21 protein-coding genes and 1 riboswitch are annotated in these 20,474 nt (G+C 72.8%); of the genes, 12 read left to right on the plus strand and 9 right to left on the minus strand.

Features of this window, described 5'->3' with window-relative positions:
* Positions 1–35 precede the first annotated feature (35 nt).
* From AB0N90_RS08805 to AB0N90_RS08815, 3 genes are all read left to right on the plus strand, one after another.
* The gene (locus AB0N90_RS08805; RefSeq protein ID WP_365194188.1) at positions 36–1,271 is read left to right on the plus strand and encodes a DUF5931 domain-containing protein; all 1,236 of its coding nucleotides are present in this window, start codon (positions 36–38) and stop codon (positions 1,269–1,271) included.
* Positions 1,268–1,945 carry a response regulator transcription factor gene (locus tag AB0N90_RS08810; RefSeq protein WP_365194190.1) on the plus strand — a complete coding sequence of 226 codons (678 nt, stop codon included), beginning with the start codon at positions 1,268–1,270 and terminating at the stop codon, positions 1,943–1,945. The genes AB0N90_RS08805 and AB0N90_RS08810 overlap by 4 nt, the downstream gene beginning before the upstream one ends.
* A gap of 156 nt (positions 1,946–2,101) precedes the next feature.
* On the plus strand, positions 2,102–3,130 hold the full coding sequence (locus tag AB0N90_RS08815) for a 6-phosphofructokinase (protein WP_085564333.1): 1,029 nt from the start codon (positions 2,102–2,104) through the stop codon (positions 3,128–3,130).
* 63 nt (positions 3,131–3,193) lie between these two features.
* Here AB0N90_RS08815 and AB0N90_RS08820 read toward each other — a convergent pair whose 3' ends face one another.
* Both AB0N90_RS08820 and AB0N90_RS08825 read right to left on the minus strand, forming a co-directional pair.
* Entirely contained in the window at positions 3,194–5,053 is a 1,860-nt protein-coding gene (locus tag AB0N90_RS08820; RefSeq protein ID WP_365194193.1) for an anthranilate synthase family protein, read from the minus strand.
* A 123-nt stretch (positions 5,054–5,176) separates the two neighbouring features.
* A complete protein-coding gene (locus tag AB0N90_RS08825; protein ID WP_073943045.1) occupies positions 5,177–5,233 on the minus strand; it encodes a trp operon leader peptide in 57 nt (18 codons plus the stop codon).
* Between the two features lie 104 nt (positions 5,234–5,337).
* On the opposite strand from AB0N90_RS08825, the gene AB0N90_RS08830 reads away from it, so the two are divergent.
* The gene (locus AB0N90_RS08830; protein WP_085568470.1) at positions 5,338–6,690 is read left to right on the plus strand and encodes a class II 3-deoxy-7-phosphoheptulonate synthase; all 1,353 of its coding nucleotides are present in this window, start codon (positions 5,338–5,340) and stop codon (positions 6,688–6,690) included.
* 154 nt (positions 6,691–6,844) lie between these two features.
* Positions 6,845–7,072: a bacterioferritin-associated ferredoxin gene (locus AB0N90_RS08835; RefSeq protein WP_085564331.1), complete on the plus strand. Its 228-nt coding sequence runs from the start codon at positions 6,845–6,847 to the stop codon at positions 7,070–7,072.
* Between the two features lie 19 nt (positions 7,073–7,091).
* Here the strand turns inward: AB0N90_RS08835 and bfr are convergent, their stop codons facing one another.
* Positions 7,092–7,601 carry a bacterioferritin gene (bfr, locus tag AB0N90_RS08840; protein WP_085564330.1) on the minus strand — a complete coding sequence of 170 codons (510 nt, stop codon included), beginning with the start codon at positions 7,599–7,601 and terminating at the stop codon, positions 7,092–7,094.
* 189 nt (positions 7,602–7,790) lie between these two features.
* On the opposite strand from bfr, the gene AB0N90_RS08845 reads away from it, so the two are divergent.
* Complete coding sequence (locus AB0N90_RS08845) at positions 7,791–8,423, plus strand: sulfite oxidase-like oxidoreductase (protein WP_365194195.1); 633 nt, start codon at positions 7,791–7,793, stop codon at positions 8,421–8,423.
* Between the two features lie 18 nt (positions 8,424–8,441).
* On the opposite strand, the gene AB0N90_RS08850 is transcribed toward AB0N90_RS08845, so the two are convergent.
* The 5 genes from AB0N90_RS08850 to thiO all read right to left on the minus strand — a co-directional run bounded on the left by AB0N90_RS08850 (position 8,442) and on the right by thiO (position 13,778).
* Positions 8,442–9,332, minus strand: coding sequence for a deoxyribonuclease IV (locus tag AB0N90_RS08850; protein ID WP_365194198.1), 891 nt, complete (start codon positions 9,330–9,332; stop codon positions 8,442–8,444).
* An 87-nt stretch (positions 9,333–9,419) separates the two neighbouring features.
* Positions 9,420–11,330, minus strand: a complete 1,911-nt coding sequence (gene pknB / locus AB0N90_RS08855) for a Stk1 family PASTA domain-containing Ser/Thr kinase (protein WP_365194200.1) — start codon at positions 11,328–11,330, stop codon at positions 9,420–9,422.
* Positions 11,331–11,568: 238 nt separating this feature from the next.
* Positions 11,569–12,363 carry a thiazole synthase gene (locus tag AB0N90_RS08860; RefSeq protein ID WP_125207990.1) on the minus strand — a complete coding sequence of 265 codons (795 nt, stop codon included), beginning with the start codon at positions 12,361–12,363 and terminating at the stop codon, positions 11,569–11,571.
* A gap of 3 nt (positions 12,364–12,366) precedes the next feature.
* Positions 12,367–12,588 carry a sulfur carrier protein ThiS gene (gene thiS / locus AB0N90_RS08865; RefSeq protein WP_365194202.1) on the minus strand — a complete coding sequence of 74 codons (222 nt, stop codon included), beginning with the start codon at positions 12,586–12,588 and terminating at the stop codon, positions 12,367–12,369.
* A complete protein-coding gene (gene thiO / locus AB0N90_RS08870) occupies positions 12,585–13,778 on the minus strand; it encodes a glycine oxidase ThiO (RefSeq protein WP_365194204.1) in 1,194 nt (397 codons plus the stop codon). Before thiO ends, thiS begins: the two co-directional genes overlap by 4 nt.
* 36 nt (positions 13,779–13,814) lie before the next feature.
* Positions 13,815–13,926: riboswitch (TPP riboswitch) on the minus strand.
* A 53-nt stretch (positions 13,927–13,979) separates the two neighbouring features.
* Here thiO and AB0N90_RS08875 point away from each other — a divergent pair.
* From AB0N90_RS08875 to AB0N90_RS08900, 6 genes are all read left to right on the plus strand, one after another.
* A complete protein-coding gene (locus AB0N90_RS08875; RefSeq protein WP_365194207.1) occupies positions 13,980–14,330 on the plus strand; it encodes a hypothetical protein in 351 nt (116 codons plus the stop codon).
* A gap of 32 nt (positions 14,331–14,362) precedes the next feature.
* Positions 14,363–15,595, plus strand: coding sequence for an FAD-dependent oxidoreductase (locus AB0N90_RS08880; protein ID WP_365194210.1), 1,233 nt, complete (start codon positions 14,363–14,365; stop codon positions 15,593–15,595).
* Between the two features lie 61 nt (positions 15,596–15,656).
* Positions 15,657–16,022 (plus strand): Rv2175c family DNA-binding protein, encoded by a 366-nt coding sequence (locus tag AB0N90_RS08885; protein ID WP_365194212.1) that lies wholly within the window; start codon positions 15,657–15,659, stop codon positions 16,020–16,022.
* A 120-nt stretch (positions 16,023–16,142) separates the two neighbouring features.
* Positions 16,143–16,790 carry a thiamine phosphate synthase gene (gene thiE / locus AB0N90_RS08890; RefSeq protein WP_365194214.1) on the plus strand — a complete coding sequence of 216 codons (648 nt, stop codon included), beginning with the start codon at positions 16,143–16,145 and terminating at the stop codon, positions 16,788–16,790.
* 108 nt (positions 16,791–16,898) lie between these two features.
* Complete coding sequence (gene metF, locus AB0N90_RS08895; protein ID WP_365194216.1) at positions 16,899–17,822, plus strand: methylenetetrahydrofolate reductase [NAD(P)H]; 924 nt, start codon at positions 16,899–16,901, stop codon at positions 17,820–17,822.
* 56 nt (positions 17,823–17,878) lie between these two features.
* A complete protein-coding gene (locus AB0N90_RS08900) occupies positions 17,879–18,802 on the plus strand; it encodes a hypothetical protein (protein WP_365194219.1) in 924 nt (307 codons plus the stop codon).
* 66 nt (positions 18,803–18,868) lie between these two features.
* Here AB0N90_RS08900 and AB0N90_RS08905 read toward each other — a convergent pair whose 3' ends face one another.
* Positions 18,869–20,374 (minus strand): NAD(P)/FAD-dependent oxidoreductase, encoded by a 1,506-nt coding sequence (locus AB0N90_RS08905; protein WP_365194221.1) that lies wholly within the window; start codon positions 20,372–20,374, stop codon positions 18,869–18,871.
* Positions 20,375–20,474: the final 100 nt, after the last annotated feature.

Consider the following 20,474-nt stretch of genomic DNA (forward strand, 5'->3'; position numbering starts at 1 on the left):
CGACGGGTTCACGGGGTCTACGGGGGGCACGGGGGATGGCCGGGCGCGAGCGCGTGCTGAGGATGTCGGTGGAGCTGCCGCTGTGGCGTGCGCTCGCCGGGTACCGCGTGCTGACCATGCTGTACGCGCTCGGTCTGTGCGTCACCACGTACGACCAGTTCACCCGTCCGTGGATCGCGATCGGCTACGACGCCGTCCTCGCCGTCTGGACCCTCGCCACCCTGCCCCGGGTGCGCGGCGCGGCCAGCTGCACCAAGGGCTTCCTCGCCGCCGACCTGACCATCGCCCTCGCCGGCGTCCTGCTCACCGCGTTCGCCGACAGCCATCAGCGGATCGCGGGAGGCCCCACCCTGCCGACGATATGGACCGGCGGCGCCGTCCTCGCCTTCGCGATCAAGGGCGGCTGGCGCTGGGCGGCCGTCGCCTCCACGGCGGTGGCCGCCGCCAACCTGGTCGAGCGCGGCCAGCTCGCGCGGGACACCCTGCACAGCCTGATCCTCGTCTGGGTGGCCTCCATCGGCATCGGCTACGTCGTGGAGGTGGCCCGCGCCTCCGAACGCACCCTCGCCCGCGCCCTGGAGATCCAGGCCGCGACCCGGGAACGGGAGCGGCTGGCCCGGGACATCCACGACAGCGTGCTCCAGGTCCTCGCGATGGTGAAGCGGCGCGGCACCGCCCTCGGCGGCGAGGCGGCCGAACTGGGCAGGCTGGCCGGGGAGCAGGAGGTGGCCCTGCGCACCCTGGTCGCCGGCGGCCTGCTGCCGGTCGCCCGGATCGCCGAGGACACCGCCGTACCGGTCGCGAAGACGGCGGACCCGGCCTACGACGAGGACCCGGACGGCACCGGGCCGGTCGATCTGCGCACCCTCCTCGCGCCGTTCGCCCGCGACGGGGTGAACCTGGCCGAGCCCGGCGCCCCGGTCCCACTGCCACCGGCCGCCGCCCGGGAGCTGGCCGCGGCCGTCGGCGCCGCCCTGGACAATGTGCGCAGGCACGCGGGTGAGGACGCGCGGGCCTGGATCCTGGTCGAGGACGAACCGGCGGACATCCTCGTCACCGTCCGGGACGACGGCCCCGGCATCCCCGAGGGACGGCTCGCCGAGGCCGAGGGCGAGGGGCGGCTCGGCGTCGCCCAGTCCATCCGGGGCAGACTGCGCGACCTCGGCGGCAGCGCCGAACTGATCTCGGTGCCCGGCCAGGGCACGGAGGTCGAACTGAAGGTACCGAAGGGCGCCCTGGCGGCGCGGGGGAAGAAGGCGGAGCGGCGATGACACAGCGGCAGGACCCGATCAGGGTCATGGTGGTGGACGACCACCCCATGTGGCGCGACGCGGTCGCCCGGGACCTGGCCGAGTCCGGCTTCGAGGTGGTCGCCACCGCGGGCGACGGCGAACAGGCCGTGCGCCGCGCCAAGGCCGCCGCCCCCGAGGTGCTGGTCCTGGACCTCAACCTGCCCGCCAAGCCCGGCGTCCAGGTGTGCAAGGAACTGGTCGCGCACAACCCGGCGTTGCGCGTCCTGGTGCTGTCCGCGAGCGGTGAGCACGCCGATGTCCTGGAGGCGGTGAAGTCCGGCGCGACCGGCTATCTGCTGAAGTCCGCGTCCACCGGCGAACTGCTGGACGCGGTGCGCCGTACGGCCGTCGGCGACGCGGTGTTCACCCCGGGCCTCGCCGGACTGGTCCTCGGCGAGTACCGTCGGCTGGCCGCCGAACCGGCGCCCGCGCCCGACACCGGCGCCCCGGGCGCGCCCCGGCTGACCGAGCGGGAGACGGAGGTGCTGCGGCTGGTCGCCAAGGGCCTGAGCTACAAGCAGATCGCCGAACGCCTCGTCATCTCCCACCGCACCGTGCAGAACCACGTCCAGAACACCCTCGGCAAGCTCCAACTCCACAACCGCGTCGAGCTGGTGAGGTACGCGATCGAACGCGGCCTCGACGAGGAGTAGCGCCCGGCACACCCGCCGCACCGGCCCCGACTCCCGCGGGCGTGCCCCGACTTCCATGGAAATCCCCCCGATTCACCCGTACCGCCTCTCCCGATGTGACGCGCATCACCATTAGCGTGACAAAGCGTCAGGCACTGCGGGTGAAGGGACATTTCCATGCGGGTCGGAGTACTGACCGGAGGCGGCGACTGCCCCGGGCTCAACGCCGTCATCCGGGGCATCGTGCGCAAGGGCGTGCAGAGTTACGACTACGAGTTCGTCGGTTTCCGGGACGGCTGGCGTGGCCCCCTCGAAGGCCGCGCCGTCCGCCTCGACATCCCCGCCGTGCGCGGCATCCTGCCCCGCGGCGGCACCATCCTCGGCTCCTCCAGGACCAACCCCCTCAAGATCGAGGGCGGCATCCGCCGGATCAAGGACAACCTCGCCAAGCAGGAGGTCGAGGCGCTGATCGCGATCGGCGGCGAGGACACCCTCGGGGTCGCCGCCCGGCTGTCCGGCGAGTACGGCGTGCCGTGCGTCGGCGTGCCCAAGACCATCGACAACGACCTGTCCGCCACCGACTACACCTTCGGCTTCGACACCGCCGTCAATATCGCCACCGAGGCCATCGACCGGCTGCACACCACCGCCGAGTCCCATATGCGGGTCCTGGTCTGCGAGGTGATGGGCCGGCACGCCGGCTGGATCGCCCTGCACTCGGGCCTCGCCGGCGGCGCCAACGTCATCCTCATCCCCGAGCAGCGCTTCGACCTCGACCAGGTGTGCGCCTGGATCACCTCACGCTTCAAGGCGTCGTACGCCCCGATCGTGGTGGTCGCCGAGGGCGCGATGCCCAAGGACGGCGAGATGGTGCTCAAGGACCAGTCGCTGGACTCCTTCGGGCATGTGCGGCTGTCCGGGGTCGGTGAGTGGCTGGCCAAGGAGATCGAGAAGCGCACCGGCAAGGAGGCCCGCACCACCGTCCTCGGGCACATCCAGCGCGGCGGCACCCCCAGCGCCTTCGACCGCTGGCTCGCCACCCGCTTCGGGCTGCACGCCGTGGACTGCGTGCGCGACGGCGACTTCGGCAAGATGGTCGCCCTGCGCGGCACCGACGTCGTACGCGTACCCCTCGCCGAGGCGACCGCCAAGCTGAAGACGGTCGACCCGAAGCTCTACGAGGAGGTCGGGGTGTTCTTCGGCTGAGGCCGGGCAAACACACCGGGCTGTGGGCCGGACGCGCGGCCCACAGCCCTCCGGCCGACGGCTTCAGACCGCGCTCGCGCCGCGCAGCCGGCCCATCAACTCCCCGACGATCGCCACCCCGTCGAGCGTCAGCACCGACTCCGGGTGGAACTGCACCCCCGCGAACCCGGGCCCCCGTACGGCATGCACCTCGCCGCCCGCCGACCGGCTCACCTCGATCCCGTGCGCCGCCAGCTCCCGCGCCGCCTCCTCGTCGCAGCGGGCGGTGAAGCTGTTGTAGAAGCCGACGGTCCCGGGGCGCCCGAACAGCTCGATCTCCGTCTGCGCCCCCTGGTACGGCACCTCCTTGCGGACGATCTCCAACCCCAGCTCCGCCGCGAGCAGTTCATGGCCCAGGCACACCCCCAGCACCCCGTGCCGGTGCTCGCGCAGCACGGTCCGGGCCAGCTCCCGCAGGAACCGCATCTTCGGATCGGCCAGGTCCGAGGGGTCCCCGGGGCCGGGGCCGAGCACCACCGGGCCCTCGTGCGCGAGCACCGCGGCCCGCAGCCCCGGCTCGTCGTAGCGCCGTACCGTCACCTCCAGGCCCGTCGCGCGCAGCAGATGGGCCAGCATCGCGGTGAAGGTGTCCTCGCCGTCGACCACCAGGGCATGCCCGCTCACCCCGGCGGCCGGCTGCTGCATCCGCAGCCAGAACGGGGCGAGAGCGGCCCGCCGCCCGTCCAGCGCGGCCCGCACCCGGGGGTCGTCGGCCAGCCGGGGCAGCTCCCGCTCCGCGCGCGGCCGTCCGGGCCGCACCCCGAGGGCCGCGAGCACGCCCGCCGCCTTGGCATGGGTCTCGGCGACCTCGCCCGCCGGCTGTGAGCCGCGCACCAGCGTGGCCCCGACCGGCACCCGCAGCCGCCCGTCCGCGCCGATGTCGGCGGTGCGGATCAGGATGGGGGAGTCCAGGGTCTGCGCGCCGCCGGTGTCCCGCCCGAGCAGGGCCAGCGCACCGGCGTAGTACCCGCGCCCCCCGGCCTCGTGCCGCTCGATCACCCGGCACGCGTTCTGCACCGGCGACCCGGTGACCGTCGCCGCGAACATGGTCTCCCGCAGCACCTCCCGGGCGTCCAGGGAGGACTTCCCGCGCAGCTCGTACTCGGTGTGCGCGAGATGCGCCATCTCCTTCAGCCGCGGCCCGACGACGACCCCGCCCATGTCGCCGACGGTGCACATCATCTTCAGCTCCTCGTCGACCACCATCGACAGCTCCTCGATCTCCTTGCCGTCGGCGAGGAAGTCCAGCAGGTGCTCCGGCGTCGGCCCCTCGGCGGGATAGCGGTAGGTCCCGCTGATCGGGTTCATCACGACGGTGCCGCCCGACATCCGCACATGCGCCTCGGGACTCGCGCCGACCAGCGTCCGGTCCCCGGTGTGCACCACGAACGTCCAGTACGCCCCGCGCTCGCCCTCCAGCAGCCGCCGGAACAGCGCCAGCGCGTCCGCCCGGCCGAACCCCGGGATCTCGCCCTCGTACGTCCGCCGGATCACGAAGTTCGCGCCCTCGCCCCCGCCGATCTCCTCCTCCAGGACCCGCCCGACGATCCCGGCGTACTCCTCGTCGCCGACGTCGAAGCCACCGCCCTCGACCCGGACCTCGTGCGCCGGGAGCCGCCGCAGCGCCTCGTCCAGCGGGATCTCGTACGACTCCTCGGGCGTCAGCACCAGGAGCGGGGTGCCGTCGTCGCGGACGTCGAAGCCGCGCTCGCGGATCTGCCGGAACGGCACCAGGGCGAGGCACTCGTCCGGCAGCTCGGCGAGCCGGTCGCGGCTGCCGACCGGGCCGATCAGCACCTCCACCGGATGCTCGGCGCGGCCGGGCACCCGGCGGCGCAGCAGGGCGAAGGGGCGGGGGTCGGACAGCAGGTCCCTGAGGTCCACGGGTCGGTCTCCTACTCGATCGGATGAAGCGGTCGCGAGAAACCGCGAGGAAGGAGAGGAACGACCCCGGAGAACGCCGAAGGCCGCCCTCGGGCGGCCTTCGCGAAGTCTGGGTGCGCGCGATCAGTGGGCCGCCGGAGAAGCGGTCCACCACCAGTTCTGGTTGGAATGCGCGAACATGCGAAAGACCCTACCCCAACCCGACCCGTCCACGAATCAGTCATCGCGTCTCATTTTCCGGGCGACTCGTGGAACACGGGACACGACCCCGTAATGTGTACGAGGTGACCGTGAACGCTAAGACCAGCGCGAGCGCTGGCAACACCTGGCGAGACCTGCCCGCGGCGCAGCAGCCCGAGTACCCCGACACCGAGGCTCTGCGCGCAGTGATCGCGGACCTCGAGTCGTATCCGCCGCTCGTCTTCGCGGGCGAGTGCGACCAGCTGCGCGCCCGGATGGCGGCCGTCGCCAAGGGAGAGGCGTTCCTCCTCCAGGGCGGCGACTGCGCCGAGGCATTCGACGCGGTGTCCGCCGACCAGATCCGGCAGAAGCTCAAGACGCTGCTCCAGATGGGCGCCGTCCTCACCTACGCGGCCTCCGTGCCCGTGGTGAAGGTCGGCCGCATCGCCGGGCAGTACTCCAAGCCCCGCTCCAAGCCGACCGAGACCCGCGACGGGGTGACGCTGCCGACCTACCGGGGCGACTCCGTCAACGGCTTCGACTTCACCGAGGCCGCCCGCATCCCGGACCCCGAGCGGCTGAAGCGGATGTACAACGCCTCCGCGTCCACGCTGAACCTGGTGCGCGCCTTCACCACCGGCGGATACGCCGACCTGCGCCAGGTGCACGCCTGGAACCAGGACTTCGTGAAGACCTCCCCCTCCGGCCAGCGCTACGAGCAGCTGGCCCGGGAGATCGACAACGCGCTGAACTTCATGCGGGCCTGCGGCACCGACCCGGAGGAGTTCAAGACCGTCGAGTTCTTCTCCTCGCACGAGGCGCTGCTGCTGGACTACGAGTCCGCCCTGACCCGGGTCGACTCCCGCACCGGCAAGCTGTACGACGTCTCCGGGCACATGGTGTGGATCGGTGAGCGCACCCGCCAGCTGGACCACGCGCACATCGAGTTCGCCTCGAAGATCAACAACCCGATCGGCATCAAGCTCGGCCCGAGCACCACGGCCGAGGAGGCGCTGAAGTACATCGACCGCCTCGACCCCGACCGGGAGCCGGGCCGGCTGACCTTCATCGTCCGGATGGGCGCCGACAAGATCCGCGACCATCTGCCCGAGCTGGTCGAGAAGGTCACGGCGTCCGGCGCCACGGTGGCCTGGGTGACCGACCCGATGCACGGCAACACCTTCGAGGCGGCCTCCGGGCACAAGACCCGCCGCTTCGACGATGTGCTCGACGAGGTCAAGGGCTTCTTCGAGGTGCACAAGGGCCTCGGCACCCACCCGGGCGGCATCCATGTGGAGCTGACCGGCGACGACGTCACCGAGTGCGTCGGCGGCGGCGACGAGATCTTTGTGGACGACCTGCACCAGCGCTACGAGACGGCCTGCGACCCGCGGCTCAACCGCAGCCAGTCCCTCGACCTGGCGTTCCTGGTCGCGGAGATGTACCGGGATCAGTAGGCGATCCCTTCGCCGAAGGCGCGCTGGGGCGCGGATCACATGCGATCCGCGCCCCTCGCCCTTTTGCGGTCGCGAAGCGGCGGGTAAGGTTAGGTTTGCCTCACCGGGAACGGGACGGCAGAGTTACGGCGATCCCGTCGGGAGGTGAGTCCGCGTGTACGTGTGCAGCTGCTTCGGCATCACCGAGGCCCAGGTCCAGCAGCACGCGGAGGACGGTGCCGCGACCCCGCGCCAGATCGCCTCCGCGTGCAAGGCCGGCACGGACTGCGGCCGCTGTGTACGGCGCATCCAGGCCCTGCTCGGCCGGGGCGCCTGCCCCCGCCGGGAGCTGATCGAACAGCGCGCCCCGGCGACCCTCGACCGACTGGACGACGCCGCCTGAGGCCCCACCGCCCGGCCGGCTAGAAGCTGCCGGTGCCCGGCCCCGAGGGGTCCGGCTGGCTCTGCTCGATCACCGTCGAGATGTACAGCGCCTCGCCCAGCTTGTCGACCAGTTCCAGCTGGGTGTCCAGGTAGTCGATGTGGTGCTCCTCGTCGGCCAGGATCGCCTCGAAGATGTTCGCGGACGTGATGTCGTCCTTGTCGCGCATGATCTGCACGCCCCGGCGCAGCCGGTCGATCGCCTCGACCTCGATCTGCCGGTCGGCCCGGAACATCTCCGTCACCGTCTGCCCCACCTCGATGTGGGAGAGCCGCTGGTAGTTCGGCAGCCCGTCGAGCAGCAGGATGCGGTCGGTCAGGATCTCCGCGTGCCGCATCTCGTCGAACGACTCGCGCCGGGTGTACTCCGCCAGCTTGGACCACCCGCGGTGGTCCTGGATCTTGGAGTGCAGAAAGTACTGGTTGATCGCCGTCAGCTCGGCGGTCAACTGCTCGTTGAGCAATTCGATGACGTCGGGGTCGCCCTGCATCGCAGCGGCTCCTTCCACACGGATGTCTCCCGCACGGATATCGGGGGAGGTGTGGGCCGCATGATTGCACCGGACGCGAAGATCGTCCAGTAAGTGTGGACTTAGTAAGTGTGCCGAGGTTTGGTGGCGTTTGCCCGTTTCGGGGAGGGGCGGTCAAGGGCACTGCCCCAGGTCTGTCAGGATGGTTACATGGGTCATCCGGTGGAGCGAGAGTCTGGAGCAGTGGCAGGGTCCGAGCTTCCACCGGGGCAGCGACTCCAGCGCGGCTGGCCGGTCACGCACTACGGACCCGTTCCCAAGTTCCGGCCCGAGCGCTGGGACTTCCGGGTCTTCGGCGCCACCGCCGACGGCGACAAGCACGGCTGGAACCACGAGGAATTCACGGCCCTGCCGTACGCCACCGTGGTGGCCGATCTGCACTGCGTGACCAAGTTCAGCATGCTGGGCGCGGAGTGGGGCGGGGTCCCGGCCGCCGCGATCATGGACCTGGCACCCCCGGCCCCGGACGTCACCCATGTGATGGTCTGGGCGGAGTACGGCTTCAGCTCCAATCTGCGCCTCGCGGACTTCCTCTCCGACCGCGCCCTCTTCGCCACCCACAAGGACGGCGAGCTGCTGACCGCCGAGCACGGCTTCCCGGTCCGTCTGATCGTGCCCCATCTGTACGCCTGGAAGGGGCCCAAGTGGGTGCGGGGCGTGGAGTACATGACGGCCGACCGGCGCGGGTTCTGGGAGGAGCGCGGGTACCACAACGTGGGCGATCCCTGGAAGGAACAGCGCTACTCCTACCAGGAGGAGCCGGGGGAGGGGCCGGAGCTGTGACGGCCCCCGAGGCTCGCGTCAGCCGTCCCTGAGGCGCTTGAGCCGGGCCACGTCCGCCGCGTGGCCCTCCTTGCCGCCGGGGGTCTCGATGACCAGCGGGACGCCCGCGGTCGCCGGGTGGCGCAGCAGGGCGCGGAAGGGCTCCTCGCCGATATGGCCGGACCCGATGTTCTCGTGCCGGTCCTTGTGCGCGCCGACCACGTCCTTGGAGTCATTGGCGTGGATCAGCTTCAGCCGCCCCTCGCCGACGGTCTCCACCAGCAGATCGAGCGTCTGGTCCATGCCGGCCGGGCCGGTCAGATCGTGCCCGGCGGCGAAGATGTGGCAGGTGTCCAGGCACACGCCCAGCTTGGGATGGGCGTCCAGCGCCTCGAAGTACGGCCCGAAGTCCCAGGTCCGCGAGCACAGCGAGGCACCCTGGCCCGCCGTGGACTCCAGCAGCAGGAACGGGTCGTCGTCCTGCGTCAGCTCGTCCAGCAGCGGCAGCATGTGCTCCCGCACCTGCTTCAGGGCCACCTCGCGGGCCCGTCCGCCGGTCGCGCTGCCGGTGTGCACCACCACGCCGAGCGCGCCGATCTCCCGGCCGCGCCGCAGCGAGTGCCGCAGCGACTCCACCGACTTCTCCACGGTCGCCTCGGTGTGCGAGCCGAAGTTGATCAGGTAGGGGGCGTGCACATACGCCGGTACCGACTCCTCGGCGCAGGCCGCGCGAAACGCCTCGTCCTGCTTCGGGTTCCCGACGGGGGTGGCCCAGCCGCGCGGGTTGGCCACGAAGACCTGGACGGTCTCGGCCTTCAGCTCATGGGCGTACGACAGCCCCACGGAGTGCAGACCGCCGGCCACCGGGACATGGCCGCCGACGGGATTGCGCGGAAGGGACCGGGGGAGGGACGAGGAAACGGAACTCACCCGTTCAGGGTGTCATGTCCGCGGGCGCGCCCGGACCGGCGCCGGGGGTGAACCCGGTCACCGGCTCGCCGTCCGGGCGCCACGGGCTCACCTGATGGTGATCGTGATCGTGGACCCCTTGGGCGCGCTCTTCCCGCCCTCGACGGACTGCTTCTGCACGGTGTCGCCGAACAGCCCGAGGATTCCGCGGTCGTCGTTGACCTTGAACCCGGCGTCCTCCAGCGCCTGGTGGGCGTCGTCCACGCTGTCGCCGGTCACGTCCGGGACCTCGATCATCTGCGGGCCCTTGGACAGGGTGAGCGTCACCGTGTCGCCCGCGGCGGCCTGCTTGCCGTCGCCGGGGCTCTGCCGGGCCACCTTGCCCTTGTCGTACTCGGAGTTGACCTGCTCGCTCGCGATCTTCACCTTGAGCCCGGCGCTCGTCAGCTCCTGCCGCGCGTCGGCCGGGTCGTCGCCGGTGACGTCCGGCACGTCGATCGGGCTGCCCTTGCTGACGGTCAGCGCGATCGCCGAGCCCGCGTGCCGCTCGGTGCCCGATGTGGGGGCGGTGGAGATCACGGCGCCCGCGTCGACGTCGTCGCTGAACCCCCGACTGACCATGCCGGGCTCCAGACCGGCCGCCTTGAGCTTCTGCCGGGCCTCGGCGAGCGGCAGGCCGGCCAGATCCGGCACCTTGACCGTCTCCGGGCCGAGCGAGATGGTCAGCGCCACCGCGTCATGGTCCCGGATCCGGGCCCCGGGCGCCGGGTCGCTGCTGATCACGGTGCCGCGCTCGACGGTGTCGTCGTAGGCCCGCTTCACCTTCCCGATGTGCAGCCCGGCGTCCTGGAGGCGGTCCCGGGCCTGTGCCTCGGTCTTCGTCAGCAGCGGCGGGACCTTGGTGAACTGGCCGGAGTTGATGTACCAGACCCCGGTGCCGGCGCCGAGCACCAGGAGCACGGCGACGGCGATGGTGAGCATGAGCCGCCGGGACCGGCGCGGGGGCTCCGCGGGCGAGGCCTGGAAGCGGGTGGTGTGGCTGACGCCGTCGCCGTCCTCGTTGACGGGGAGCGGGCGGGGCACGGTGAGCGCGCGCGGGATCACGCTCGTACGGTTCTCCGCGTTCTCGTGCTCCACCGTCCTGGCACCCGGCGGTACGGCGTCCAGCTGCTCCTCGGTCAGCGCCGCGCGGGTCTCGCGGGCCTCGGCGAGCAGCGCGACCGCGTCGCGGGGGCGCACCTCGGGGTTGCGGGCGGTGGCCGAGGCGACCAGTTCGTCCAGCCGCGGGGCCAGCCCCGGCACCAGTGCGGAGGGCGGCGGCACGTCCTCGTTGATGTGCCGGTAGAGCACCTGCGCGGGAGTGTCCCCGGAGTGCGGCTTGGCGCCGGTCAGCATCTCGTAGAGCACGACACCGCAGGCGTACACGTCGACGCGGGGGTCGGCGGTGCCCTGGTCGATCTGCTCGGGGGCGAGGTAGGCGACGGTGCCGAGCACGGAGCCGGTCGTACTGGTCACCGTATCCACGGAGCGGACCAGGCCGAAGTCGGCGACCTTGACCCGTCCGTCGTCGCCTATCAGCACGTTCTCGGGCTTCATGTCGCGGTGCACGAAACCGGCCCGGTGGGCGGCGCCGAGCGCGGCGAGCACCGGCTCCAGGATGTCCAGCGCGGCACGCGGCCGCAGCGCGCCGCGCTCGCGCAGCACGTCACGCAGGGTGCACCCGGCGACGTACTCCATCGCCATGTACACGTACGTGCGGTCGGTGCCCTGGTCGAAGACCTGCACCACGTTCGGATGGTCGAGCCGGGCCGCGGACTTCGCCTCGCGGATGAACCGCTCCACGAAGACGCCGTCGGCCGCCAGCGCGGGATGCATCACCTTCAGCGCGAGCACCCGGTCCAGGCGCATGTCCAGCGCCCGGTACACCGTCGCCATCCCGCCGGCCGCGATCCGCGCGTCCACGCGATACCGACCGTCGAGCACCTGCCCGACGAGGGCGTCCTGAAGGGTCATGTCCACACGCCGAGTCTACGAGCCCCCACGGACATCCCCCGCCCCTCCGCCTCTCCCACCAGGGCACTGAAGCCGACCTGTGACGCTTCTTACGCAGGGACGCCATATTCCGCGGGAGGCGCGGACTCGCGCACGAGCGGAGAGCCGCCGACGGAGATCGCGCCCCACGGAGAGGTCCGGCCTCTCAGGCGAGAGTTTCGGGTGATGCGTGGGTGGGAGACGAGGGTGGTGTGCGGGCGCCGGTTCAGAACGCCGGGCGTTCGGGGTCGAGCACGGCCAGGCCCGCCGCGGGCGAGGACGCCTCCGCCCAGTACCGGCGAGGTATCCGCCCCGCCACCCGTGCCAGCCGCCCCCCGGTCACCGCGTGCCGCATCGCCGCCGCCATCACCTCCGGCTCGCGCGCCCGCGTCACCGCCGACGCCAGCATCACCCCCGCACACCCCAGCTCCATCGCCAGCGCCACGTCCGACGCCGTCCCCGCCCCCGCGTCCAGGATCACCGGCACCCCCGCCCGCTCCACGATCAACTGGAAGTTGTGCGGATTGCGGATCCCGAGCCCCGACCCGATCGGCGACCCCAGCGGCATCACCGCCGCGCACCCCACGTCCTCCAGCTTCCGCGCGAGCACCGGATCGTCATTGGTGTACGGCAGCACCGTGAACCCGTCGTCCACCAGCGTCTCCGCGGCCTCCAGCAGCTCCACCGGATCCGGCAGCAGCGTCCGCTCGTCGGCGATGACCTCCAGCTTCACCAGCGACGTCCCCAGCGCCTCGCGCGCGAGACGCGCCGTGAGCACGGCCTCCCCGGCGGTGAAGCACCCCGCCGTGTTCGGCAGCACCCGGATGCCGAGCTTCTCCAGCACGGACAGCACCGAGCCGTGCACGGACGGATCGACCCGCCGCATCGCGACCGTCGTCAGCTCCGTCCCCGAAGCCACCAGCGCCCGCTCCAGCACATCGAGGCTGGGCGCCCCGCCGGTACCCATGATCAACCGCGACCCGAAGGCCGTACCCCCGATGACCAGGCGATCGTCGGTCATGACTCAGCCCCCCTGCACCGCGGTGAGCACCTCGACCCGGTCGCCCTCGGCGAGCGCGGTCCCGGCCCACTCCGTGCGCGGTACGACCGTCTCGTTGACGGCCGCCGCCACCCCGGCGGGGGCTCGCACGAGGGACCGTACGACGGCGTCGAGCGCGGTTCCCGGCGCGATCTCCCGGCGCTCCCCGTTGACGGAGACGGTGATGGTGGACGACACGGCGCTCATACGGTCTGCTCCAGTTGCTGCGTGCGCGGCGCGCCGAAGCGCTCCGGCGTGAACGGACGGGCTTCCTCGGGCAGCGGGCCTCCCGCCAGCAACTGCCCCATCACATCCCCGGTGACCGGCGTGAGCAGCACCCCGTTGCGGTGGTGCCCGGTCGCCAGCAGCAGCCCGTCGAGCCCGGACGGCCCGAGCAGCGGCGCGTTGTCAGGGGACCCGGGCCGCAGCCCGGCCCGGGTCTCGGTGAGCGGCAGCTCGGTGATGCCCGGCACCAGCTCGTGCGCGTCGCGCAACAGCTCGTACACCCCGCCCGCGGTGACCGTCGTGTCCCAGCCCAGCTCCTCGCTGGTGGCGCCGACGACCAGCTCGCCGTTCTCCCGGGGCACCAGGTACAACTGCCCGCCGCGGACCACGGCCCGCACGGTCCGGCTGAGGAACGGCGCGTACCGCTCGGGCACCGCCAGCCGCAGCACCTGCCCCTTCACCGGCCGCACCGGCGGCACCAGCTCCCGGGGCACCCCCGCGAGCCGCCCGCTGAGGCTGCCGCCCGCGAGCACCACCTGCCCGGCGGTGAGCGGCGCCCCGTCCGCCGTGGTGACCCCGACGGCCCGGTCCCGTATGACGTCCAGCCGCTGCGCCCACACCCGGTGGAACACCACCCCGGCCCGCTCGCACGCGGTCACCAGCGCCGCGGCCAGCCGGCGCGGATCGATCTGGTGGTCGCCGTCGACCCGCAGCCCGCCGCGCACCCCAGGCGCCAGCATCGGCTCCAGGCGGCGGCACTCCCGCCCCGACAGCCACTGCGCGTCCAGGCCGCAGCGCTGCTGGAGGGCATGCAGTTCACGCAGATGGGCGCGGTCGTCGGCGTCCAGCGCGACCGCGAGCGTGCCGCAGCGCCGGTAGCCGAGGTCCCGGCCGCTCGCCTCGGTCAGCTCGGCCACGAAGCCGGGGTAGCGGCGCGCCGACTCCAGATTGAGGGCGAGCAGCGTCTCCTCGCCGTAGTGCAGTTCGGTGACCGCGGCCAGCATCCCGGCCGCGACCTGCGCGGCCCCGCCGCCCGGAGCCGGATCCACCAGGGCCGTCGCGAGCCCCCGGCGCGCCGCGCGCCAGGCCGTGACCAGACCGATGATCCCGCCCCCGACGACCAGGACGTCGGACGTGCCCGACCCCTCGGACGCAGGGGACGTACGGGACACGTGTGGCGTATCGGATGTGTATGACGTACGTGACGGCATGGGCGTCCAGCCCCTCCCTTCGCCGGCATGACCCGGATCAGGTTCGTACGGTCGGAGGCCGCCAGCCTCCCTCTCAGCCCGGTGCGTCCGGGCTCCCGCGAGTGCTTGTACGGTGGCCACCCTAGCCCGCCCCCCTCGTCACCCGTAAGGGAGCCCTTGGTCATGGCCCCGTCGCTGGACGGACTGGTCCTCGCCCCCGTCGCCGACCAGTCCGCAGGTCAGGTCGGTACCCGGACCCGCTTCGCCTACCACGAGGAAGGCGGCGCGATCTGGGCCGAGTACCGGGGCGGCGACATCGTCCGCGGCCATCTGGTCGGCACCCGCGCGGGCGACCGCCTGGACTTCCGGTACGTGCAGCTGCGCACCGACGGCAGCACGGCCTGCGGCCACTGCGCGTCCACGGTCGTGGAACTGCCCGACGGCCGGGTGCGCCTGGAGGAGACCTGGGAATGGGAGTCGAAACCCGGCTCCGGCACGAGCGTCGTGGAACAGGTCACCGCGCCCGCCCCCTGACTGACTGATCGTCATCTGTCTATGGTGATCGGGTGAGCGAGCAGACAGCCCAGGAGGGCACGGCAGGGATCCGGCGCGTGGTCGTCGTCGGCGCGGGCATGGCCGGGGTGCAGACCGCGGTCGCCCTGCGGGAGAGGGGTTTCGCGGGCGAGGTGACCGTCATCGGCGCCGAACCGCACCAGCCGTACGACCGGCCGCCGCTGTCCAAGGCCGTCCTGCTCGGCAAGGCCGAGGGCTCCGCCTTCGACCTCGACTTCGACGCGCTCGGCGTGGACCTCAGGCTCGGCTGCGAGGTACTCGGGGCCCGCCCCTCCGACCATGAACTGGACACCGAGGCGGGCCCGGTGCCGTACGACGTCCTGGTGCTCGCCACCGGCGCCGAACCGGTCACCCTGCCCGGCACCGAGGGCGTCCCCGGCGTGCATCTGCTGCGCACCCTGGACGACGCCGAACGGCTGCGGCCGGTGCTCGCCCGGCAGCACGACATCGTGGTCGTCGGCGCCGGCTGGATCGGCGCCGAGTTCGCCACGGCCGCCCGGGAGGCCGGCTGCGCGGTGACCGTCGTCGAGGCCGCCGACCGGCCGCTCGCCGGGGTGCTGCCCGCCGAGGTCGCCGCCCCCATGGCCCGCTGGTACGCCGACAGCGGCGCCGAACTGCGCACCGGCGCACGCGTGGAGCGCGTCGAGCCCGGCGCGGTGGTGCTGTCCGACGGCACCCGGCTGCCCGCGGGCGCGGTCGTCGTCGGCATCGGCGCCCGCCCCGCCACCGGCTGGCTGACCGGCTCCGGCATCGAGCTGGGCGCGTCGGGCGAGGTCGTCACCGACGCCCGGCTGCGCGCCTCCGCACCCGATGTGTACGCGGTCGGCGACTGCGCCTCCTTCCCCTCGGCCCGCTACGGCGAACGCCTCCTCGTGCACCACTGGGACAACGCCCTCCAGGGCCCGCGCACCGTCGCCGCCGGCATCCTCGGCGAGACCACCGCCGTCTACGACCCGGTGCCGTACTTCTGGTCCGAGCAGTTCGGCCGGTTCGTCCAGTACGCGGGCCACCACGCCGCCGCCGACCGGCTGGTCCGGCGCGGCGACCCCGCGGGCCCCGCCTGGACGGTGTGCTGGCTGCGCGAGGACCGCCTGGTCGCCCTGCTGGCCGTGGGCCGGCCGCGCGATCTCGCCCAGGGCCGCAAGCTGATCGAGGCGGGCCGCCCGCTGGACGCGGCGGCGCTGGCGGATCCGGGCCGGCCGCTGAAGGACGCCACGACCGGCTGAAGCCGCCACCGGCGCACCGGCATAAAGCACCACACCCGGCCGAACGCCTACGCTAGTACTCGTGACCGAGATTGACACGAAGATCGACGCTCTCGTCCCCGCCTGGCTCACCCTCCCCGACATCGCCGAACAGTTCGGCATCGAGGTGACGCGTGTACGGCAGATGGTCAAGGACGGCCAGCTCATCGCAGTACGCCGAGGCGAGAACCGCGCGCTGCACGTTCCCGCCGCCTTCATCGACGGGGACAAGATCGTCAAGGGCCTGACCGGAACCCTGACGCTCCTGCGGGACGACGGCTTCACGGCCGAAGAGATGATCGAATGGCTCTTCACCCCCGACCCGACCCTGCCCGGCACCCCCGCGCAGGCCCTCAGCGAGAATCGCGGCACGGAGGTGAAGCGCCGCGCCCAGGCGCTCGCCGTCTGAGCCCGACCGTCTGAGCTCGATCGTCTGAGCCCGACTGCCTGAGGGGGTGGCGTACGACGCTCCGCGCGCCGTGCGCCACCGCCCGCCCAGCACACACACCGACCCCCGGGGGCCCCACGCATGTCCGACACCGCCCGCGCCGAGCTCGCCGACGCCCGGCTGTACCTGTGCACGGACGCCCGCAGGCGCCAGGGCGACCTGCCCGAGTTCCTGGACGCGGTGCTGGCCGGCGGTGTCGACATCGTGCAGCTGCGCGACAAGGGCATGGAGGCCGCCGAGGAACTGGCCTGCCTGGAGGTCTTCGCCGAGGCCTGCGCCCGGCACGGCCGGCTCCTCGCGGTCAACGACCGGGCCGACGTCGCCCATGCCGCCGGCGCCGATGTGCTCCACCTCGGCCAGGGCGACCTGCCGGTCCCCGCGGCCCGCGCGATCCTCGGCGAGGACGTGCTGATCGGCCGTTCCACCCACGCCGAGGACGAGGCCGCCGCGGCCGCCGTCCAGGTGGGTGTGGACTACTTCTGCACCGGGCCCTGCTGGCCCACCCCCACCAAGCCCGGCCGTCCCGCCCCGGGCCTCGACCTGGTCCGGTACACCGCCGCGCTCGGCACCGAGCGCCCCTGGTTCGCCATCGGCGGCATCGACCTCGGCAATCTGGACGAGGTCCTTGCGGCCGGGGCCCGCCGGGTCGTCGTGGTGCGGGCGCTCACCGAGGCCGACGACCCGGGCGCCGCCGCGGCCGAGTTCGCCCGGCGGCTGCGGCAGTCCTGAAAGGCCCGTCTCGGAAGCGCGTCCCAAGGGGTGGACAGTAAGTCGACAATTCGGGCAAATTTCCGGAGTTCGGTTGGGGGACCGGCGTCCCCTGGCTAACCTGCGGGTATGGCCCTCGGAACCGCATCCACCAGGACTGATCGCGCACGGACCGTGCGTGACATGCTCGCCGGCGGCAAGACCACGTACTCCTTCGAGTTCTCGGCGCCGAAGACCCCCAAGGGCGAGCGGAACCTGTGGACCGCGCTGCGCAGGGTCGAGGCGGTCGCCCCCGACTTCGTCTCCGTGACCTACGGCGCCGGCGGCTCGACCCGCGCGGGCACCGTCAAGGAGACGCAGCAGATCGTCGCCGACACCACGCTCACCCCGGTCGCCCACCTCACCGCGGTCGACCACTCCATCGCCGAACTGCGCAACATCATCGGCCAGTACGCCGACGCCGGGATCCGCAACATGCTCGCCGTGCGCGGCGACCCGCCCGGCGACCCCATGGGCGCGTGGGTGGCGCACCCCAAGGGCCTGACCTACGCGGCCGAACTGGTGCGCCTCATCAAGGAGTCGGGCGACTTCTGCGTGGGCGTCGCGGCCTTCCCGGAGATGCACCCCCGCTCCGCGGACTGGGACACCGATGTCGCCCATTTCGTGGACAAGTGCCGCGCGGGCGCCGACTACGCCATCACCCAGATGTTCTTCCAGCCCGAGTCCTATCTGCGGCTGCGCGACCGGGTGCTGGAGGCGGGTTGCGACACCCCGGTCATCCCGGAGATCCTGCCGGTCACCAGCGTGCGCATGCTGGAGCGGCTGCCCAAGCTCAGCAACGCTCAGTTCCCGGACGCCCTGAAAGAGCGGATCCTCGCAGCGAAGGACGATCCGGCGGCGGTACGCTCCATCGGTATCGACTTCGCCACGGAGTTCTGCGCGCGACTGCTGTCCGAAGGCGTGCCCGGACTGCACTTCATCACGCTCAACAGCTCCACGGCGACCCTGGAGATCTACGAGAACCTGGGCCTGCACCACCCCCCGCAGGCCTAGACCTGCCGCGTGGTGTTGAGACACACTGCGTAACGGCCACTGGGAGAGGGGCGTACATGGGCTGGACGGTCCTCTACATCGCATTCGGCGGCGTCGCGCTGTGGTTGCTCGCCGAGGTGCTGCTGCAGTACAAGGCGCGGCTGCGCTGGCGGCTGCTCGCCTTCGCGGGCTTCCTCGGGGTGGTGGTCGGCGTCATGATGCCGTCCGTCCTCGTGATCGGGGCGGGCGCGATCGCCTTCGCCATCGGGCAGACTCTGGTCACGCTCTCCTTCCGCCGCGGTTTCGTGGCCGGTTGGGCGGTCCGGCGGCCCGAGGCCGGCGCCGTGGAATCCGGCGGCAGCAAGCGCCGCCGCGGCCGCGGCGACCGCCAGGCCCAGGCCGCGGAGGCCCCCGCGCCCGCCGCCACCGGCACGGACGACGACCTGGCCCCCGGTCAGGACCCCTACGCCCAGGACGGCTCCGTACCGGACGCGTACGACGACTACGACCGCGACGACGTCTTCTCGCCCGCGCGTCCCCCGGCCGCCGAGCCCGCCTCCGTCTACGAGCCGCTGCCCCTGCCGGAGGACACCGGCAACTACGGCGTCTACGGCGACACCGCCACCCATGCCGCCCAGCAGCAGGGCCAGTCCTACGACTACTCCGGTTACGGACAGCAACAGGGCTATGGCTACGACGCCGCCGCACAGCAGGGCTACGCCAACTACTCGGACCCCTACATCGGCAGCCAGTCCTACCCCGGCGACGGCTACGACCCCGGCTACGGCCAGCAGTACGGCGGCCAGCAGGGCTACCCCCAGGACCCGTACGCCACCGCCGGTTACGGGGAGACCCCGGCCGGCGGGGTGTGGGTGCCGCAGCAGCGCACCGACGAGGGCCAGGGCGGCGAACTCCCGCAGGAGCAGCCGTACCCCTACCAGGGCCATGGCCGGCAGCAGCCGGGCGCCGGGTACGACGAGCAGCAGCAGTACCGCTACTGAGACGCGGACACCGACCGGAGCGAGGCCCGGGCCCCCGGCCGGGGCCCGGCCCGGCTCACGGGCGGGTCACTGCGAGCCCCGGAAGTCCGGGCCCTCCACGATCAGCCCCGACACCAGCGCGCCCGACATGCCCGCGTGCGGCAGCCCGCCGCCCGGGTGGGACCAGCCGCCGACCGCGAACAGGCCCGGTATCGCCGTGGTGTTGGCCGGGTGCAGCGCGCCCCGCGGCCCGGCCAGCGCGGGCGGCGGCACCGCGCCCCCGGTGGCGCCCGTCTCCCGGGCGGTGTCCAGGGGAGTGCGCACCTCGCGCCACAGGATCCGCTCCCGCAGCCCGGGCACCGCGCGCTCGGCGGCGGTGATCATGCGCTCGGCGAACGCGTCGGCGACACCCGGCGCGCCCCAGTCGTACCGCGTCGCCGCCGGGACCGTCGCCGTCAGCACCATCGACTCATGTGCGTCGTCGGGGCGCAGCGCCGGGTCGTCGGGGCGGTCGACGCGGACCGTCGGCAGGCCCGGCGGGGTGCCGTGCCGGAACAGGTCCAGTTCGCCCTCGGGGTCGGCCGAGTGCACCACCGTGCGATGCGCGGCACCGGGCTCGCGGGCGCCGCGCAGGGCCAGGCAGACCACCATCCGCCCCGGGAACCGGTCCTCGGGCTCCGGCGCGAGGGCCCCCGGTCCGTACGGCGTCCCCGCCACCAGGCCGCCCAGCCGCCAGGGCTCCGCCCCGACCACGAAGTCCGCCTCGGCCACGGTCCCGTCGGCCAGCTCGACTCCGGCCGCCCGGCCGTCCTCGGTCAGGACCCGGGCGATCTCGGCGCCGAAGACGAACTCCACCCGGCGGGCCAGACAGCGCTCGTACACCGCGCGCGCCAACTCCCGGATCCCGCCGCGCACATACCAGGTGCCGAAGGCATGCTCCATGTACGGCAGCACGGCCGCGCTCGCCGGGGCGGTGGCCGGGTCGACGCCGTAGGCCAGGGCGTACCCGGCGAGCAGGGCCGTCAGCCGGGGGTCGCGCAGCTCCCAGGCGCCGATCTCGGCCAGGGTGCCCGCCCGCCGGGTGCGCAGCAGCCGCTTGTGCGGGACCGCCGGATACGGCTCCTTGTCCCTCAGCACCTGCCAGTCGGGCCACAGGGGCTCCTCCAGCAGCGGCCGGCGGGTGCGGTCCCAGGCCTCGCGGGCCCGCACCAGGAAGTCGCCCCAGCGCCCGCCCGCGCCGCCGCCCAGCGCTTCGTCCAGCGCCGCGACGACACCCGCGCGCGAGGCGTTCGGCAGGGCGGCCTCGGTGCCGTCCGCGAAGAGGTGCCGCGCGGACGGGTCGACCTGGACCAGCTCGACCCGCTCCTCCAGCGGCTCCTTGCCGGTCTTGACGAACAGATCGCGGTAGACGGCGGGCAGCGTCAGCAGCCCCGGGCCGGTGTCGAAGCCGAAGCCGTCCCGCTCGAAGCGGCGCACCCCACCGCCGTAGGTGTCCGTGCGCTCGTACACCACCACCCGGTGGCCCGCGACGGCCAGCCGGGCGGCGGCCGCCATCGCGCCCGTACCGGCGCCCATCACCGCGATCCGTGCCATGTCTGCGACTCTAGCGACCACCACTGACAACGCGATCTCGGGGCGGGCGCCGCGCAGCTCAGGGCACCCGTGAGGCCGACTCGGGCACCCGTGAGGCAGG

Origin of the sequence: Streptomyces sp. NPDC093018, assembly GCF_040684035.1 — a bacterium.
GTDB lineage: Bacteria > Actinomycetota > Actinomycetes > Streptomycetales > Streptomycetaceae > Streptomyces > Streptomyces murinus.

What these genes read in the sequence shown, in the direction of transcription:
- thiS (WP_365194202.1), bottom strand. Translation starts at nt 12,588, where the DNA reads ATGAGCGCCGTGTCGTCCACCATCACCGTCTCCGTCAACGGGGAGCGC.
- AB0N90_RS08815 (WP_085564333.1), top strand. Translation starts at nt 2,102, where the DNA reads ATGCGGGTCGGAGTACTGACCGGAGGCGGCGACTGCCCCGGGCTCAAC.
- AB0N90_RS08860 (WP_125207990.1), bottom strand. Translation starts at nt 12,363, where the DNA reads ATGACCGACGATCGCCTGGTCATCGGGGGTACGGCCTTCGGGTCGCGG.
- thiE (WP_365194214.1), top strand. Translation starts at nt 16,143, where the DNA reads ATGTCCGACACCGCCCGCGCCGAGCTCGCCGACGCCCGGCTGTACCTG.
- AB0N90_RS08875 (WP_365194207.1), top strand. Translation starts at nt 13,980, where the DNA reads ATGGCCCCGTCGCTGGACGGACTGGTCCTCGCCCCCGTCGCCGACCAG.
- AB0N90_RS08805 (WP_365194188.1), top strand. Translation starts at nt 36, where the DNA reads ATGGCCGGGCGCGAGCGCGTGCTGAGGATGTCGGTGGAGCTGCCGCTG.
- AB0N90_RS08900 (WP_365194219.1), top strand. Translation starts at nt 17,879, where the DNA reads ATGGGCTGGACGGTCCTCTACATCGCATTCGGCGGCGTCGCGCTGTGG.
- AB0N90_RS08905 (WP_365194221.1), bottom strand. Translation starts at nt 20,374, where the DNA reads ATGGCACGGATCGCGGTGATGGGCGCCGGTACGGGCGCGATGGCGGCC.
- AB0N90_RS08845 (WP_365194195.1), top strand. Translation starts at nt 7,791, where the DNA reads ATGGGTCATCCGGTGGAGCGAGAGTCTGGAGCAGTGGCAGGGTCCGAG.
- bfr (WP_085564330.1), bottom strand. Translation starts at nt 7,601, where the DNA reads ATGCAGGGCGACCCCGACGTCATCGAATTGCTCAACGAGCAGTTGACC.
- AB0N90_RS08810 (WP_365194190.1), top strand. Translation starts at nt 1,268, where the DNA reads ATGACACAGCGGCAGGACCCGATCAGGGTCATGGTGGTGGACGACCAC.
- metF (WP_365194216.1), top strand. Translation starts at nt 16,899, where the DNA reads ATGGCCCTCGGAACCGCATCCACCAGGACTGATCGCGCACGGACCGTG.